This is a genomic window from Allofournierella massiliensis, from assembly GCF_004345265.1.
Lineage (GTDB): Bacteria > Bacillota > Clostridia > Oscillospirales > Ruminococcaceae > Allofournierella > Allofournierella massiliensis.
Genome location: NZ_SLUM01000003.1, coordinates 120,354 through 135,603, shown reverse-complemented (window position 1 = coordinate 135,603; position 15,250 = coordinate 120,354). Strand labels below are relative to the sequence as shown.

Sequence of the window (15,250 nt, the reverse complement as noted above, 5' to 3'; positions counted from 1 at the left end):
GAACGGAATTTTGTTCTAAAGATAGTATAAATTGACAGCCTGCCCGCATACAGAAGCCAAAGAACGAACGCTCGTTCCAAAGAGCAACAAAACGGATAAAATCCCCTTTTCCCAACAAAAAAGCACCCGTTCCGGAGCATTTCCGGAACGGGTGCTTTGCATTTGTTTACTTGTTCTTGTCGAACAGATCCTTCAGGTTCTTGAAGAAGCCCTTGCGCTGCTCGTAGTTTTCGTCCCTGAGGGTCTCCTCAAAGGCTTTCAGCGCCTCGCGCTGGGCCTTGTTCAGCTTTTTGGGAATCTCCACGTTCACCTTCACATACTGGTCGCCACGGCCGCGGCCGCCCAGATACTGGATGCCCTTGCCGCGCAGCCGGAAGGTGGTGCCGCTCTGGGTGCCTTCGGGCACGGTGTATTCCACCTTGCCGTCCACGGTGGGAACCACCACGGAGGCGCCCAGCACCGCCTGACTGAAGGTGATGGGCACGTTGACCCATACGTCGTAGCCGTCCCGCTCGAACATGGGGTCGGGCCGCACGGTCACGATCACGATCACGTCACCGGCGGGGCCGCCGTTCACACCGGCGTCGCCCTGGCCGCGCAGCGCGATGCTCTGGTCGTCGTTGATGCCGGCCGGGATCTTGACCTCCAGCGTCTTTTTCGCGCCCACCTTGCCGGTGCCGTGGCAGTGGCCGCAGGGGGTGCTCACGATCTTGCCCTTGCCGCCGCAGCGGGAGCAGGGCTGGCGCTGCTGCATGACCATACCGCCCATGCGGATGTTCCGGTTCACATAGCCGGTGCCGTGGCAGTCCGGGCAGGTCTCGGGGCTGGTGCCCTTGGCCGCGCCGCTGCCGCCGCATTCGGGGCAGGTATCCTGCTTGTTGATGGTGATGGTCTTGGTGCAGCCGTGCACGGCCTCCATGAAGCTGAGCACCAGGCTCACCCGCACATCCGCGCCCTTGCGGGGGGCGTTGGGGTTGGCCCGGGCGCCGCCGAAGCCGCCGCCAAAGCCGCCGCCGAAGATATCACCGAAGATGTCGCCCAGATCCACGCCGCCGAAGCCGCCGCCAAAGCCGCCGAAGCCGCCACCAAAGCCGCCCGCGCCGCCGGCGCCTGCGCCGTAGCTGGGATCCACGCCCGCAAAGCCGAACTGGTCGTACCGGGCGCGCTTTTCCTTGTCGCCCAGAACCTCGTAGGCCTCGTTCACTTCCTTGAACCTGGCCTCGGCCTCCTTGTCGCCCGGGTTCAGGTCCGGGTGATACTTTTTGGCCTGCTTGCGGTACGCTTTTTTCAATTCATCGTCGCTGGCGTTCTTCGCAACGCCAAGGACCTCGTAATAATCGCGTTTGTCTGCCATAAATTTCTCACCTAAAAGCCCGCCGGGCGGGCCCCTCATGTAAAATCACCGGGGCGATACGCCGTATGAGGCGTTCGCCGTGAATGGTGTGGTGTTGCCTGAATCGCACAACCAGAAATTGCCGCCCCAGCCTGGGCCGGGGCGGCTGAGAGTATTATTTTATACCTCTTTGAAGTCCGCGTCAACCACGCCGTCGTCGGGCTTGCCGCCGTTGGCAGCGCCCGCGTCCGCACCGGGCTGTGCGCCCTGAGCAGCCTGCGCGTTCTTGTACAGCTCCTCGCTGATGGCGTAGAAGGCCTTCTGCACAGCCTCCTGCTTTGCCTTGATGGCCTCGATGTCGGTGCCCTTCAGAGCTTCCTTCAGCTCAGCCAGCTTGCTTTCCACTTCGGCCTTCTTGGAGGCGTCCACCTTGTCGCCCAGCTCGTTCAGGGTCTTTTCGGTCTGGAACACCAGCTGATCGGCGCCGTTGCGGGTGTCGATCTCCTCGCGCTTCTTCTTGTCCTCGGCGGCAAACTGCTCGGCCTCACGAACGGCCTTGTCGATGTCGTCCTTGCTCATGTTGGTGGAAGCGGTGATGGTGATGCTCTGCTCCTTGCCGCTGCCCAGATCCTTGGCGCTTACATGCACGATGCCGTTGGCGTCGATGTCGAAGGTAACCTCGATCTGAGGCACGCCACGGGGAGCGGCGGGGATGCCGTCCAGCTTGAACATGCCCAGGCTCTTGTTGTCGGCAGCCATCTCACGCTCGCCCTGCAGCACGTTGACTTCAACGCTGGGCTGGTTGTCGGCGGCGGTGGAGAAGATCTGGCTCTTCTTGGTGGGGATGGTGGTGTTGCGCTCGATGATCTTGGTGCAGACGCCGCCCAGGGTCTCGATGCCCAGGCTCAGAGGAGTAACGTCCAGCAGCAGGATGCCGCCGACCTCCTTGTTCAGCACGCCGCCCTGAATGGCAGCGCCGATGGCAACGCACTCGTCGGGGTTGATGCCCTTGAAGGGCTCGCAGCCCATCTCCTTCTTAACGGCTTCCTGCACGGCGGGGATACGGGTGGAACCGCCCACCAGCAGAACCTTGCCCAGATCGCTGGGGCGCAGGCCGGCGTCCTGCAGAGCCTTGCGTACGGGAACCATGGTGCGCTCCACCAGATCGGCGGTCATCTTGTCGAACTGGGCGCGGGTCAGGGTCATATCCAGATGCTTGGGGCCGGTAGCGTCGGCGGTGATGAAGGGCAGGTTGATGGCGGTGCTGGGCACGCCGGACAGCTCGATCTTGGCCTTCTCGGCGGCTTCCTTCAGGCGCTGAGCAGCCATCTTGTCGCCCCGCAGGTCGATGCCGTTCTCCTTCTGGAACTCGTCGGCCATCCAGTCGATGATGCGCTGGTCGAAGTCGTCGCCGCCCAGGTGGGTATCACCGTTGGTGGCCAGAACCTCGGTCACGCCGTCGCCCATCTCGATGATGGACACATCGAAGGTGCCGCCGCCCAGGTCGTAAACCATGATCTTCTGGTCGTTGTCCTTGTCGGCGCCGTAAGCCAGAGCCGCAGCGGTGGGCTCGTTGATGATACGGCGCACGTTCAGGCCGGCGATGGTGCCGGCGTCCTTGGTGGCCTGACGCTGGCTGTCATTAAAGTAAGCGGGCACGGTGATCACGGCCTCGGAAACGGTCTCGCCCAGGTAGGCCTCGGCGTCCGCCTTCAGCTTGGCCAGAATCATGGCGCTGATCTGCTGGGGGTTGTAGTCCTTGCCGTCGATGGAAACCTTGTAGTCGGTGCCCATGTGACGCTTGATGGAGCTCACGGTGCGCTCGGGGTTGGTGATGGCCTGGCGCTTGGCCACCTGGCCGACCAGACGCTCGCCGGTCTTGGTGAAGCCCACCACACTGGGGGTGGTGCGGGCGCCCTCGGCGTTGGCGATCACAACGGGCTCGCCGCCCTCGATAACGGATACACAGCTGTTGGTAGTACCCAGGTCAATACCAATAATCTTGCTCATAATCTATTCCTCTCCTTCTCGAATCGTATCAGAATGAAGTTGATTGTTTTTATCAAAAAGCCGGTTGGCTTTTCTGCTTATTCAGCCACCACAACGGTAGCATGGCGGACGACCTTGTCGCCCAGTTTATAGCCCTTCTGGAACACCTGCACCACGGTGCCGCTCTCCTGCCCTTCGGCAGCGGGCTGCTGCATCACGGCGCTGTGCACCTCCGGGTCAAAGGGAAGGCCCAGTGCGGGGATCTCCTCCACCTTGAGCACCTTGAAGGCAGCGGCCGCTTTGTCCAGCGTCATCATCACGCCTTTTTTGTAGTTCTCGTCGGTGGTGGGGGCGTTGGCCGCCATGTCCAGCGTATCCAGAATGGCCAGAATCTGGCTCACCGCGAAGCCCACGCCGTTGTTGAAGGCGGCGTCCTGCTCGCGGGCGGACCGCTTGCGGAAGTTTTCGTACTCGGCGGCGGTGCGCAGCAGCTGATCCTTGGCGGCGCTCAGCGCGGCCTCGGCGGCAGCGGCTGCTGCCTTTGCGGCCTCCAGCTCGGCGGCCAGATCCTTTTTCTTTTCCTTGCCGTGCTTTTTCGGCTCCTGCCCGGCGTTTTCTTCCGGGGCGCCGGTTTCAGCGGCTTTGGTTTCCTCCGCGGGCTGCTCTTCGGGCTGCTGCGCGGGGTTTTTCATCTCTTCGCTCATGTATTGTCCTCCTGCGCCTTGCCGGCCATACATTCGCCGAGCTTCAAGGCATAATATTCCAGAATGGGGATCAGCTGTTCAAAGGGCATCCGTACCGGGCCCAGCAGCGCGATGGCTCCCGTGAGCCCGCCGCCTGCCAGATACCGCTTGCCCATCACACAGAGGCCGGGCATGGGGTTTTCCATGTCCTCCCCCAGCAGCACCGAGGTGCGGCCGGTGGGCGGGGTGATGAACCGGCCCGCCTTTTCCTGATCGGCGAACAGCTCCAGCACACCGGGCAAACAGCCCTCCAGCTGGGGCCAGCGCAGCAGATACTGCTGGCCCTCCAGATAGGTGCGGGCCTTGGCGGCCTCACACAGCAGCGCTGCGGCGGCCTGCACCACCGGATACAGCGCCGGGCCCTTTTCGCCCATGCTGGCGGTCACAGCCGCCAGCCGCTGGGCGCTCAGATCCGCCGGGGCCACAAAGGCCAGCCCCCGGTTCAGGGCCATGGCAACCAGCTGGGCGTCCTGCCGGGAAAAACCGGTTTCCAGCCGGGCCACCCGGGTGCGTACCCCGCCAGCACTGGTCACGCCCAGCACCGCGGCGGAATACCGGCCCACCTGCACCACCTCGAAATGGGCGATGCGCAGATCGTCCGACCGAGGGGTGGTGGCGGCCACCGTGTAACCGGTCTGCTCCGTCAGCGCCTTGGCCGCGCCCTCCGCCAGCTTATCCGGCTCGTAGTCCAGCCGGGCGAACACCTGGTCGATCTGGGCCTTCTGGCGGGCGCTCAGCCCCGCCTTGGGCTGCATCAGATGATCCAGATAATACCGGTAGCCCTTGGCGCTGGGCACCCGGCCCGCGCTGGTGTGGGGCTGCTCCAGCAGGCCCAGCTTGGTGAGGGCGGCCATCTCGTTGCGCAGCGTTGCGCTGGAGACCGCCATGTCCAGATACTGGCTCAAAAGACCCGAGCCTACCGGTTCGCCGCCCTGGGTATACAGGGCAACAATCGCTTCCAGCACGCGCTGCTTTCGATCATCCATCGGCACAGGTCCTCACCTCTTTTTGCTCTTTTTTAGCACTCTATGTTCCCGAGTGCTAAGTCTATTTTACTCCATTTTATACGGCTGTCAAGGGGGTGCGCAAAAATTTTAAAAGTTTCATGCTTTGTTCACAATCTGCCATAATTCCCCTGCTTGGGCAGGGCAAAACAAAGGCTCCCGCCGCCCCGCAGGGGCGTGGGAGCCGAAAAACTGGCGCTTCAGGCCTCCACCTGCTTTGCCAGAAAGGCCGCCGCAATCTGCAATGCGGCCTGCTCCGGCTCGCCGGGGCGGGCGCTCTTGTCGGCCGAGAGCAGCAGCACCGCGCCGGCCACATCGCCCCCGGCCAGCAGCGGGCAGGCGGCAAGAATGTGCCGGTCGGCCCCCTCGCAGGGGAACACGCACTCCTCGGCTTTGCCGCTGTGCCAGAAGGGCTTGCGCCGGTCCATGATGCGCTCCAGCGGGATGCTCACGCCCCGCTCCTGATACTCCCGCTTTGCTGCGCCGGCGGCGGCGATGATGCTGTCCCGGTCACAGACCAGCGCGGTCAGGCCCAGTATTTTGTGCAGGGCCTCGGCGTACTGGGCGGCAAAGCCCGCCAGCTCGCCCATGGGGGAATACTTTTTAAAGATGACCTCCCCGGCGCCGGTGGTGAAGATCTCCAGCGGGTCGCCCTCCCGGATGCGCTGGGTGCGGCGGATCTCCTTGGGGATCACCACCCGGCCAAGATCGTCGATGCGTCTCACGATTCCTGTTGCTTTCATGGCAGACTCCTTTTTGGATTGGTATTGTAATTCGTAGTATCTGCCAGAATTTCCAGTTTATGCACCCGCAAGCGAAAAAAGCCTCCGGGCGGCGAACTGCCGCCCGGGGGCTCTGCTCAAAACGTTATTTATTCCGCGCCTACCATGCCGTTCCACAGCCGGTAGTACACGCCCTGCTTTGCCAGCAGCTGTTCGTGGGTGCCCTCTTCCTCGATGCCCTCGGCCCCCAGCACCAGAATGCGGTCCGCATGCTGGATGGTGGTCAGCCGGTGGGCGATGGTCAGGGTGGTGCGGCCCCTGGCCAGCTTCTCCAGGCTCTTGCCCACCAGCACCTCGCTCTCGTTGTCCAGCGCGCTGGTGGCCTCGTCCAGAATCAGGATGGGCGGGTTCTTCAAAAATACCCGGGCAATGGAGATGCGCTGCTTCTGCCCGCCGGACAGCTTCACGCCCCGCTCGCCCACATAGGTATCGTAGCCGTTTTTCAGCTGGGTGATGAACTCATGGGCGCCCGCCAGCTTTGCGGCGGCGATCACCTCTTCCCGGCTGGCGCCCACCTTGCCGTAGGCAATGTTCTCGTACACGGTGCCGCTGAACAGATACACATCCTGCTGCACCACGCCGATGGCCCCGCGCAGGCTCTTCAGGGTCACGCTGCGCACGTCCTGATCGTCGATCAGGATGCGGCCGCTGGTCACATCGTAGAACCGGGGAATCAGGTTGCACAGGGTGGTCTTGCCGCCGCCGGAGGGGCCCACCAGCGCCACCTTTTCGCCTGGCCGGATGGACAGGTTCACATTCCGCAGCACCTGATTGTGGTCGTCCGGGTATTCAAAGCTCACATCCTCCAGCCGGATGGCGCCCTCGGTCACCGTCAGGGGTCTGGCGTCCGGTTCATCGAAGATTTCCACGTCCGCGTCCATGATCTCGCAGAAGCGCTCGATGCCGGTCATGCCCCGCTGGAACTGCTCGGCAAATTCCACAATGCGGCGGATGGTGGCGATGAGGGTGGTCACATACAGCATATAGGCCACCATGTCGCCCGGATCGATCTTGCCGTATACCAGAAACAGGCCGCCGGCCACGATCACCACCAGATACATCAGACCGTCGAACAGGCGGGTGCTGGTCTGGAAGGCGGCCATGTAGCGGTAGCTCTGCTTCTTGATGGCCTGAAAGGCGGCGTTGTCCTTCTCAAATTTTTCCTTCTCCACTTCCTCGTTGGCGAAGGCCTTCACCACCCGCTCGCCCAGCAGGCTGTCCTCAATGCGGGCGTTCAGCTCACCGATCTGCACCCGCTGGCGGCGGAAGGCCGCCCGCACCTTCAGGTTGATGAAGGTGGACACCACCCCCATCAGGGGCACGCAGGCAAAGAGGATCAGGGTCAACGCCACGCTGGACTGGCACAGAATCACGAAGGAGGCGGTGATCTTGATGGCCGCGATGAAGAATTCCTCGGGGCAGTGGTGGGCGAACTCGGTCACATCGAACAGGTCGTTGGTGATGCGGCCCATGATCTGGCCCACCTTGGTGTTGGAATAATAGGTATGGCCCAGCTTCTGCAGATGGGCAAAGGCATCCCGGCGCATGTCGGTTTCCACATACACGCCCATCACATGGCCCATGTCCGCCATGTAATAGTTGGCCGCGCCGTCGATGAGCCGCAGCACCAGATACACGGCGCCCAGCTGCAGCACCACCTGAGCGGTGAGCGCCGCCAGATCGGTGGTGGCGGTGTTGGTCAGGTAGCGCATGATCAGCGGCAGCACCATGTCGCACAGAGTGGTAAGGGCCGCGCAGAACAGATCCAGCAAAAGGATATGCCGGTACTTGCGCAGGTAGGGCCAGAAGCGCCGCATCAGGCCCTGCTTTTTGGCTTGGGTGTTCATAAGTTATTCTGTCCTCGTCTTTGTTGGATTTTGGGGAATTACACATAAAAGCGAAGAGGTCAGGTGACCTCTTCGCTTTTTGATCAGGTTCAGCCCTCCACGGAAGCGGTGCTGGCGTTCTCTTCCGGAGCGGGCGCCGCGTTGGCAGGGGTGGAATTGTCCGGCACGGTCACCGCAGGTTCACTGGCCGGAGCTTCCGTTGCAGGGGGCTCGGTAGGTACAGGTTCCGGTGTGGGCGCCGGGGTAGGTGCTGCCGTAGGCGCAGCGGTTGGAGCAGCCGTAGGTACAGCCGTAGGTACCGCAGTGGGCATAGCTGTGGGAACTGCTGTAGGAACTGCAGAAGGAGCCGTGGTCGGCGCGGCGGTGGGAGCCTGGGTAGGCTTCGGGCTGGGCGAAGCAGTGGGCTCCGGGGTTGCGGTGGGCTCCGCCTCCACCTGCTCGAAGTAGGCGGTGAGGATTACGCCGTTGGCGTCCGCGTTGGAGGGCACGGTAAAGGTCAGGCTCTCGCCGCTGCCGCCGGTGCTGCCGATGGTGGCAGCCCAGCCCGCGAACACCCAGCCCTCATCGGGCACGGCGGTCACGGTGCTGCAGGTGCCGCCCTTGGCCACCATCTGGCTGGTGGCGCCGCTCAGGTGGCCGCCCTCGCTGCACACGAATTCCACGGGCACCTTGGTGGTGGCCTGGCCGTTCTCGCCCCGCACCGCGATGGGATCGCTGGTGATCAGGTTCGGGGTAACGCCCTGCACCTGGGGCACCTTGTTCAGGGGCTTGGGACGGGTATCCTCGGTGATGTAGGCGTGGGTCTTGATGTAGTCGAACAGGGCGCGCACGCCGTTCTGGCTCAGGTGCACACCGTCGCTCAGGGTGTAATCGGTCCTGGCCCAGCCGGTTTCCGGATCCTCCAGAGCCTGGCTGCTGTCCAGATACTTATACCCTTCCTCCTCGCACATCTTCACGATGGCGCTGTTCAACGCATCCACCTGCTTCATGCTCAGCGCGGTGTTGCTGCGCTGCTTGTCCAGCGGGGGGATGGCGTTGACGATGATGTCCGCATAGGGGTAGGCTTCGTGGATGGCGGCCAGACCTTCCTTGTACTCCTCAATGAAGGTGTCCACATCCATGGTCAGGTTGTTGGTGCCGAAGCCGATGATCACCCGGCGGGGCTGCATGATCTTGACCGCCTCGGGCATGGTCACCGCAGAGGAGCGGCCCACGAAGTTTTCGCACTTCAGGCTGCTGATCTGCTGCACGCCCATGCTCACAACGCCGATGTTGTTGTCGATGGTGGTGAAGGGCTCGTCGCTGCCCTCCGGGCCATAGACCATGTAGCGCACGGTGTTGGAGTCGCCCAGAAAAAGGGTCTCGCCCAGATATTCCTGGCCGGCGTCCTCGGTTTCGGGCAGCACGGTGCCCTTGTAGGCGTCCACGTCCACCTTGTCGGCGGTGGCGTCGTAGGAAGCGTCGCTGGCCGGCTCGGACCAGCTGGTGCTGCCGGATTCGGCGGGCTTGCCGCCCAGCACGGTAAACCATACCACAATGGCCGCGATGGCCACGATAATCAAACCGCAGACCGCCGCAAGAATGGGCAGTGCCGCCGGTTTTTGAAGCAGCGCCCGCAGCTTTTTCTGCCAGGGCGCCTGTTTACGATTGGATGCCACGATTCGTTCACCTTTCTTTTTTCAGTCGGGAAAATTACTCGTACCAAGCTATTTTACACTATTTTCCCCCGGGGCGCAAACAATCCGTGAAAAAAACGCCAATCCGCGTAAATTTTTCACCTTTTTTGCCCACATTTCGGCCCGCTTGCCCCATTTGAGGCCAAAAAAGCGGAAAAGCCACCGGCTTTCCCGCATTTTTCTGTATTTTTATACCAGCAGCTCCAGCCGGCCGGGCTCCACCCGGATGTCCGCCTCGCGCACCTGGGGGCTGGCTTCGCCGTCCAGCGTCCAGCCGGTGGGTTCGTCGAACACCGCCCGCACCCGCCGCGCCTGCAGCAGATACAAAAGCTCCCCGTCCGGCTTCTGGCTCATCAGGCACGTCACCAGCCGCCGGGCCTGGGGCAGGGTCTGGGGCTTGCGCAGGATCATCACCTCGAACAGGCCGTCGTCCAGCTGCACCGCGTTCTGCTCCGGCACCGCCATGCCCCCGATGTAGCGGGAGTTGCTCACCGAGCAGTACCAGAATTCCCCCTCCAGCGTCCGGTCGTCCACCTGAATGGTGGCCCGCCAGCCCTGGGAAAGATCCAGCCGCAGCACCCCCTCCAGCACGTAGGCAAAGTGGCCCAGCAGGTTTTTGGTGGCCTGCGGCGTCTGGTACGACACCGCCGTGAACATGCCGAAGGCGGCCACATAGCAGAAGTGCCGCTCATTGAACCGGCCCAGATCCAGCGGCCGGGGTGCCATTGCTCCAATGGCGGCGCAGTTTTCCTCCAGCGGGCGGCGAAGCCCGGCCGAGGCGGCAAAGTCGTTGGTGGAGCCAAAGGGCAGATAGCCCACCGGCAGCGGCCGGGGCGCGTTCATCACGTCGTTCACCGTGTAGTGCAGGGTGCCGTCGCCTCCGCAGCAGACCACCGCATCGAACCGGCCGGGGTATGCCGCCAGCAGCTGTGCCGCGCTCCAGCCCTCCATCACCGGGCAGGCGGTGACCATACACCCCGCCCGGGTCAGACCGGTGAGGATGGATTCCAGCTCCTGCGCCACCCGCCGCTTGCCCGCAGCGCCGTTATAAATCAAAAGCACCTGGTGCCGATGTTCCATTGCCGTGCCCTCCGTTCCCCGGCCCGCCGGTACCGGGCCGAATGCAAAGATACCTTTTATTATAGTGGCAGGCGGGCAAAAGTCAAACAGGGGGTGTCGAAACAGCGAAGGCGGGCCGCCGGAACAATCCCGGCGGCCCGCCTTTCGAAAGGGGAACCATTCAATTTTTCAGCCAGTGGCGTGTGCCGGAACCTCTCCGGTGCGGTGAGCCGCCTCAGCACAAAAGCTGTTTGCGGAACAGCCCCGCCCGCTTGAGGGCCGGGCGCAGCGCCCCGGCCAGGATCACAGCCACCAGCACGCCGGCGCCCGCATTGATCAGGCTGCTCAGCAGCTTGGTCACCAGCTGCACCTGCACCGCGCCAAGGGTCTGGCGCTCGATGAAATACATCACAATGAAGCTCTTGCCCAGATACAGCACCACATAGGCCAGCGTACCGGTCACCGCGCCCACAATATCCCACACGCGCTGGGCCGCCGGGCTTTTGCCCGTGCCCCGGCGGGCGATGAGCCCGGCCAGAAAACCGATGAAGAACTTGGTCAGGAAGGTGATCCAGCTCTCGGCAATGTACAGCGGGTTGGTGAAGTCGAACAGCATGCTGCCCATGCCGCTGGCAAGGCCGCCCACCCAGGGCCCGAACAACAGGCCGGTCAATGCGCAGAAGCCGTTGCCCAGATGCACCCGGCTCACATCGCCAATGGGAATCTGCATCCAGCTGGACGCGAACACCAGCGCGCTCATCAGACCGAACACCGCCAGCCGCTGCACGCTCCAAAATTTCTTTTCCATAGGTATGCCTCCCGGCGGGGCCGCGATTTTTGTTTTTTCGGCACCACCGCACATCCGGTTCCGCAGGCTCCGGCGCGCTCCACCCTGCGGAATTGTGCGGGATTGCCTTGACTTTTTTCGCCCCGTTCTCTATGCTCATATTATACCGGATACTGGCCCCATGATAATATCCAGAACAGAACTTTTTTATGGGGTCAGTTTTATCACTTTAACGCGCAAAAAGAAAGGAGCTGCGGAATATGTTTCAGCTTTCCTTTGCGGCCTCGGACCCCGGCGGGCCGCTGTATGACCAGCTGTACCGGGCCATCGTGGCCCAGATCCGCCACGGGGAGCTGGCCCCCGGCGAGCGGCTGCCCGGCAAGCGCAGCCTTGCGGCGGAGCTTTCGGTGAGCGTGAACACGGTGGACACCGCCTACCAGCTGCTGGTGGCGGAGGGCTATCTGGAGGCACGGCCCCGGTCCGGTTTTTTTGTGCAGCACTACACCGGCCCCAAAACCGCTCTGCCCGGCCCCGCGCCCGCGCCCCGGCCCGCCGAGGCGCCGGTGTGGCGGTACGACCTTTCCACCGGCGGCATCGACACCGCCCTCTTCCCCTTCCGCACCTGGGGCCGCATCCAGAAGGAGCTGCTTTATTCCCAGCCCCAGCTGCTGAGCCACGGCCACCCCCAGGGGGACGAAGATCTGCGCAGCGCCATTGCAGATTATCTGCACGCCTATCGTGCGGTGGACTGCGCGCCGGATCAGATCGTGGTGGGCGCCGGTGTGGAATATCTGCTGGGTCTGCTGGCCCGGCTGGTGGAGGGCCCGGCCGCGGTGGAGGACCCGGGCTACGGCCGCACCCGGCGCATTCTGCAAAGCAGCGGCGTGCCCTGCGTGCCGGTTCCGGTGGACCGGCAGGGCCTTGTGGTGGAAAAGCTGGCCGAAACCAATGCCCGGCTGGCCTATGTGACCCCCAGCCACCAGTTCCCCACCGGCGCGGTGATGCCCGCCGGGCGGCGGGCGGCCCTGCTGCAATGGGCGTTGGCCGCCCCGGGGCGGTACATCCTTGAGGACGACTACGACTCGGAGTTCCGGTTTGCCCTGCGCCCGCTGCCCAGCCTGCAGGGCATGGCGGGCAGCGGCGGGCCGGTGGTGTATCTTTCCACCTTCTCCCGCAGCCTTGCCCCCAGCATCCGCATCGCCTTCATGGTGCTGCCCCGGGACCTGCTGGCCCGTTTTGTGGAGCAGTTCGGCTTTTACTCCTCCACCGTGAGCCGGTTTGAGCAGCAGACGCTTCGGGTATTTTTGCAGGAGGGCCACTTCACCCGCCATCTGGCCCGCTGCCGGGGAAAATACCGCACCCGGATGCAGGCCCTCACCGGCGCGCTGGACACCGCCTTCGGGCCGGATCGGCTGCATTTTTCCGGCCAGCACACCGGCCTGCATCTGCTCTTGCAGGTAAAAAACGGCCCGGGCGAAGCGGAGCTTGTCCGCCGTGCCCGGGCTGAGGGAATCCGGATCACCGGTCTTTCGGAATACTGCACCACCGCTTCCTGCCCGCCGAACACGCTGGTGGCCGGCTACGGCGCACTGGCGGACGGCCAGATCGAACCGCTGGCCGCTCTGCTGGCCCGGCTCTGGGCCTGATTTATCCCAGCGCCCCCGCCGGGGCCCCGCTCACCGGGGGCGCAGGGCTGGCGGAAGAAGAAGGACTGCCGACCGGCGACGGGCTTGGCCCTGCCTGTGCCGAAGGGCTGGCGGTGGGGCCCGCCGACGGGCTGGGGCTTGCCCCGGCAGCGCCTGCCGAGGGCCCGGGCGTTGCCAGCGCGGGGCTTTCCGTTTCCTGCTCACGCTGGCAAAACCAGCTCCGGGCAAAGGCGACGCTGTCCTCGGTGAACTCGTAGCGCTCCTCCCCTTCCCACCGGCCGGGCACCACCTGGGCCTCCACCTGGGCCTGCTGGCGGGCCAGAAACTCCAGCGTATCCTGCATGTCGTACAGATCGGTGAGGGTCAGGTTGGAAAGCAGGGTGCTGCTGGCCTTGCGCAGCCCCTCGATCAGGGTGGTGGAAAGGCCGGGCAGCTGCTGGCGCAGAGCCGCGTCCCACACCGCGCCCCGGATGCGCTCCAGCCGGGCGGGCGGCACGCCCTCGCCCTTCAGCTTTGCCAGAAATTCCGAAGCGGACTCCGGCGCAAGGCTCACCACCGGATCCTCCGAAAGGCCCAGCGCCGCCAGTTCCTGAGGCTCCAGCAGGCCGGTCAGGTTCACCCGGGGCGGCTCCATGCCGTTCCAGGCAGTGCCCAGGCTGGCCGGGGTGATGGCCAGATACCGGTCGATCTGAATGTTCAATGTCTGGCTCAGCAGCTCTGCCGCCCGGCCGGGGCCGGCGCTGGAGTAGCTGTCCCGCAGAAGGGTGGGCCCGCCGGGGGCGGATACCACGCTGACCGCGGGCACCGGGCAGATGCGGATCACATTGTTCATTCCGTCCAGCCGCAGCAGCACGAAGCCGGGCTCCTCGGCGGCCACCGCCACGAAGAGGGTGTGGTCGTTTTCCTGTGATGGACTTGCCACCGGCACCCCGCTCTGGGTGATCTGGGCGGGGGCGGCGGTGCTTTGCTGCCACAGGCCGTACAGCACAAAGCCCCCCAGCAGCGGGACGAGAATGGCCAGAGTGAGAAAAAACGAAAGCCAGAAGGCCTTTGGGCCGCTTTGCATGCACATCGCTCCTTTTCATGGATTGCGCATACAGCATGGGCTGTTTGGGCAGAATCTATACCAGAAGGAGGCTTTGCCATGAAAAAACAGCATTCCGTTCCCATCCCCCCGGCGGCGCAGCAGGTGCTGAAGGCCGCCCGCCCCGCGAAGGACGACCCGGAGGGCAGCTACACCGGCATGCCCGCCATCCCCGGCGAGATGCCCCAGCAGGACGCGGACGATCTTTGATTCCCCAAACGCCACAAAAAAGAACCGATGCGGTTGCATCGGTTCTTTTTGCTTGCTTGTTTGGGGGTTGCTGTGCTTATTCCTGATAGAAGGAGCCCATGTAGCGGATGTACTCGTCGGCGGTGTGGTTGGCGCGCCAGTCCTGCACGCTCTTTTTGTTGCGCTCGCCGGAAATGACCGAGAATTCCTTGCCCAGCTTTTCGAAGGCCTCGTCCACCACCTCTTCGGGGGTCTGGGCGATCTTCATCACCGCTTCGCCCTGCGGGCCGCCGGGCAGGTTGCTCAGCAGGCTGGGGGTGAGGGTGGTGCCCAGGGTGATGACCTCCACATCCACGTTGGTCTTTTCCACCTCGCAGGCAACAGCCTCGGTCATCTTCAGGATGAAGGCCTTGCCTGCGCCGTACTGGCCGTTCCAGGGCGAGCTGGAGATGCCGGTCATGGAGGACACATTGATCACCGCGCCCCGGTCCTGGGCGGCGAAGATCTTCATGTAATGGTAGAAGCACTTCATGAAGGTGACCACGTTCACATTGATCATCGCCTCATGCTTTTCCCAGGGGGTATCCTGGATCTTGCCGAAGGAATGCAGGCAGGCCACATAGCTCATGAAGCCCATGTCCAGCCCTTCGGTGGCGGCGAAGATGGCGTCGGTGGCGTTGGGGGTGGAAAAATCCGCCTTGACCACCTTGTAGTCCACGCCGTAGGTCTGCTTGATGCTTTCGCCCAGCTCCTTCAGCTTCTCTTCCCGGCGGCCCACCATCACAACGTTCATGCCGCCCTGGGCCAGCTTCTCGCAGAATGCCTTGCCCACGCCCTCGGTGGCACCCAGAACGATGCCCCATTCGCCGTATTTTTCGCGCAGATTCATGTTGAACAATCTCCTTTTTCTTTCTGCCGTTTCCGGGCAGTTTTTTCCACTTTTTGCAGGGGTCCGTTTGCAGTGTAGAGTAATATACCACTTTGACCAATCGAAGTCAAAGTGCAAAACGTAGAATTTCCGGCCGCTTTTTTCTACATACCACACCGCTGTATCACTTTATCTGACTGCGCTTGCTGCACAAAAAAACCGATGCAAAACAGCCGGGGTGAC

Annotated in this window: 13 protein-coding genes; 2 read left to right on the top strand and 11 right to left on the bottom strand. The window is 63.3% G+C overall.

The window, feature by feature from the left end; genetic code table 11:
* Positions 1–166 precede the first annotated feature (166 nt).
* From dnaJ to EDD77_RS02615, 9 genes are all read right to left on the bottom strand, one after another.
* Entirely contained in the window at positions 167–1,354 is a 1,188-nt protein-coding gene (dnaJ, locus tag EDD77_RS02655) for a molecular chaperone DnaJ (RefSeq protein ID WP_058962767.1), read from the bottom strand.
* 159 nt (positions 1,355–1,513) lie between these two features.
* Positions 1,514–3,343 carry a molecular chaperone DnaK gene (gene dnaK / locus EDD77_RS02650; RefSeq protein WP_058962768.1) on the bottom strand — a complete coding sequence of 610 codons (1,830 nt, stop codon included), beginning with the start codon at positions 3,341–3,343 and terminating at the stop codon, positions 1,514–1,516.
* Positions 3,344–3,420: 77 nt separating this feature from the next.
* On the bottom strand, positions 3,421–4,026 hold the full coding sequence (locus EDD77_RS02645) for a nucleotide exchange factor GrpE (RefSeq protein ID WP_058962769.1): 606 nt from the start codon (positions 4,024–4,026) through the stop codon (positions 3,421–3,423).
* Positions 4,023–5,051, bottom strand: a complete 1,029-nt coding sequence (gene hrcA, locus EDD77_RS02640) for a heat-inducible transcriptional repressor HrcA (RefSeq protein WP_058962770.1) — start codon at positions 5,049–5,051, stop codon at positions 4,023–4,025. Before hrcA ends, EDD77_RS02645 begins: the two co-directional genes overlap by 4 nt.
* Positions 5,052–5,269: 218 nt before the next feature.
* The gene (locus EDD77_RS02635) at positions 5,270–5,812 is read right to left on the bottom strand and encodes a stage V sporulation T C-terminal domain-containing protein (protein WP_058962771.1); all 543 of its coding nucleotides are present in this window, start codon (positions 5,810–5,812) and stop codon (positions 5,270–5,272) included.
* A gap of 128 nt (positions 5,813–5,940) precedes the next feature.
* Positions 5,941–7,698, bottom strand: coding sequence for an ABC transporter ATP-binding protein (locus EDD77_RS02630; protein ID WP_058962772.1), 1,758 nt, complete (start codon positions 7,696–7,698; stop codon positions 5,941–5,943).
* A gap of 89 nt (positions 7,699–7,787) precedes the next feature.
* Positions 7,788–9,356 (bottom strand): SGNH/GDSL hydrolase family protein, encoded by a 1,569-nt coding sequence (locus EDD77_RS02625; RefSeq protein ID WP_058962773.1) that lies wholly within the window; start codon positions 9,354–9,356, stop codon positions 7,788–7,790.
* A 207-nt stretch (positions 9,357–9,563) separates the two neighbouring features.
* On the bottom strand, positions 9,564–10,454 hold the full coding sequence (locus EDD77_RS02620) for a diacylglycerol/lipid kinase family protein (protein ID WP_058962774.1): 891 nt from the start codon (positions 10,452–10,454) through the stop codon (positions 9,564–9,566).
* Positions 10,455–10,668: 214 nt separating this feature from the next.
* Positions 10,669–11,241: an ECF transporter S component gene (locus tag EDD77_RS02615; RefSeq protein ID WP_058962775.1), complete on the bottom strand. Its 573-nt coding sequence runs from the start codon at positions 11,239–11,241 to the stop codon at positions 10,669–10,671.
* 239 nt (positions 11,242–11,480) lie between these two features.
* On the opposite strand from EDD77_RS02615, the gene pdxR reads away from it, so the two are divergent.
* Positions 11,481–12,866: a MocR-like pyridoxine biosynthesis transcription factor PdxR gene (gene pdxR / locus EDD77_RS02610; protein WP_058962776.1), complete on the top strand. Its 1,386-nt coding sequence runs from the start codon at positions 11,481–11,483 to the stop codon at positions 12,864–12,866.
* A gap of 1 nt (position 12,867) precedes the next feature.
* On the opposite strand, the gene EDD77_RS02605 is transcribed toward pdxR, so the two are convergent.
* Positions 12,868–13,932 carry a hypothetical protein gene (locus EDD77_RS02605; RefSeq protein ID WP_058962777.1) on the bottom strand — a complete coding sequence of 355 codons (1,065 nt, stop codon included), beginning with the start codon at positions 13,930–13,932 and terminating at the stop codon, positions 12,868–12,870.
* Positions 13,933–14,010: 78 nt separating this feature from the next.
* Between EDD77_RS02605 and EDD77_RS17975 the strand changes: the two genes are divergently transcribed.
* Complete coding sequence (locus tag EDD77_RS17975) at positions 14,011–14,160, top strand: hypothetical protein (RefSeq protein WP_156417367.1); 150 nt, start codon at positions 14,011–14,013, stop codon at positions 14,158–14,160.
* A gap of 76 nt (positions 14,161–14,236) precedes the next feature.
* Here the strand turns inward: EDD77_RS17975 and EDD77_RS02600 are convergent, their stop codons facing one another.
* Positions 14,237–15,028, bottom strand: coding sequence for a 7beta-hydroxysteroid dehydrogenase (locus EDD77_RS02600; protein ID WP_058962778.1), 792 nt, complete (start codon positions 15,026–15,028; stop codon positions 14,237–14,239).
* Positions 15,029–15,250 lie beyond the last annotated feature (222 nt).

Coding starts and splice junctions, on each gene's coding strand:
- dnaJ (WP_058962767.1), bottom strand. CDS start 1,354: ATGGCAGACAAACGCGATTATTACGAGGTCCTTGGCGTTGCGAAGAAC.
- dnaK (WP_058962768.1), bottom strand. CDS start 3,343: ATGAGCAAGATTATTGGTATTGACCTGGGTACTACCAACAGCTGTGTA.
- EDD77_RS02645 (WP_058962769.1), bottom strand. CDS start 4,026: ATGAGCGAAGAGATGAAAAACCCCGCGCAGCAGCCCGAAGAGCAGCCC.
- hrcA (WP_058962770.1), bottom strand. CDS start 5,051: ATGGATGATCGAAAGCAGCGCGTGCTGGAAGCGATTGTTGCCCTGTAT.
- EDD77_RS02635 (WP_058962771.1), bottom strand. CDS start 5,812: ATGAAAGCAACAGGAATCGTGAGACGCATCGACGATCTTGGCCGGGTG.
- EDD77_RS02630 (WP_058962772.1), bottom strand. CDS start 7,698: ATGAACACCCAAGCCAAAAAGCAGGGCCTGATGCGGCGCTTCTGGCCC.
- EDD77_RS02620 (WP_058962774.1), bottom strand. CDS start 10,454: ATGGAACATCGGCACCAGGTGCTTTTGATTTATAACGGCGCTGCGGGC.
- EDD77_RS02615 (WP_058962775.1), bottom strand. CDS start 11,241: ATGGAAAAGAAATTTTGGAGCGTGCAGCGGCTGGCGGTGTTCGGTCTG.
- pdxR (WP_058962776.1), top strand. CDS start 11,481: ATGTTTCAGCTTTCCTTTGCGGCCTCGGACCCCGGCGGGCCGCTGTAT.
- EDD77_RS02605 (WP_058962777.1), bottom strand. CDS start 13,932: ATGCAAAGCGGCCCAAAGGCCTTCTGGCTTTCGTTTTTTCTCACTCTG.
- EDD77_RS17975 (WP_156417367.1), top strand. CDS start 14,011: ATGAAAAAACAGCATTCCGTTCCCATCCCCCCGGCGGCGCAGCAGGTG.
- EDD77_RS02600 (WP_058962778.1), bottom strand. CDS start 15,028: ATGAATCTGCGCGAAAAATACGGCGAATGGGGCATCGTTCTGGGTGCC.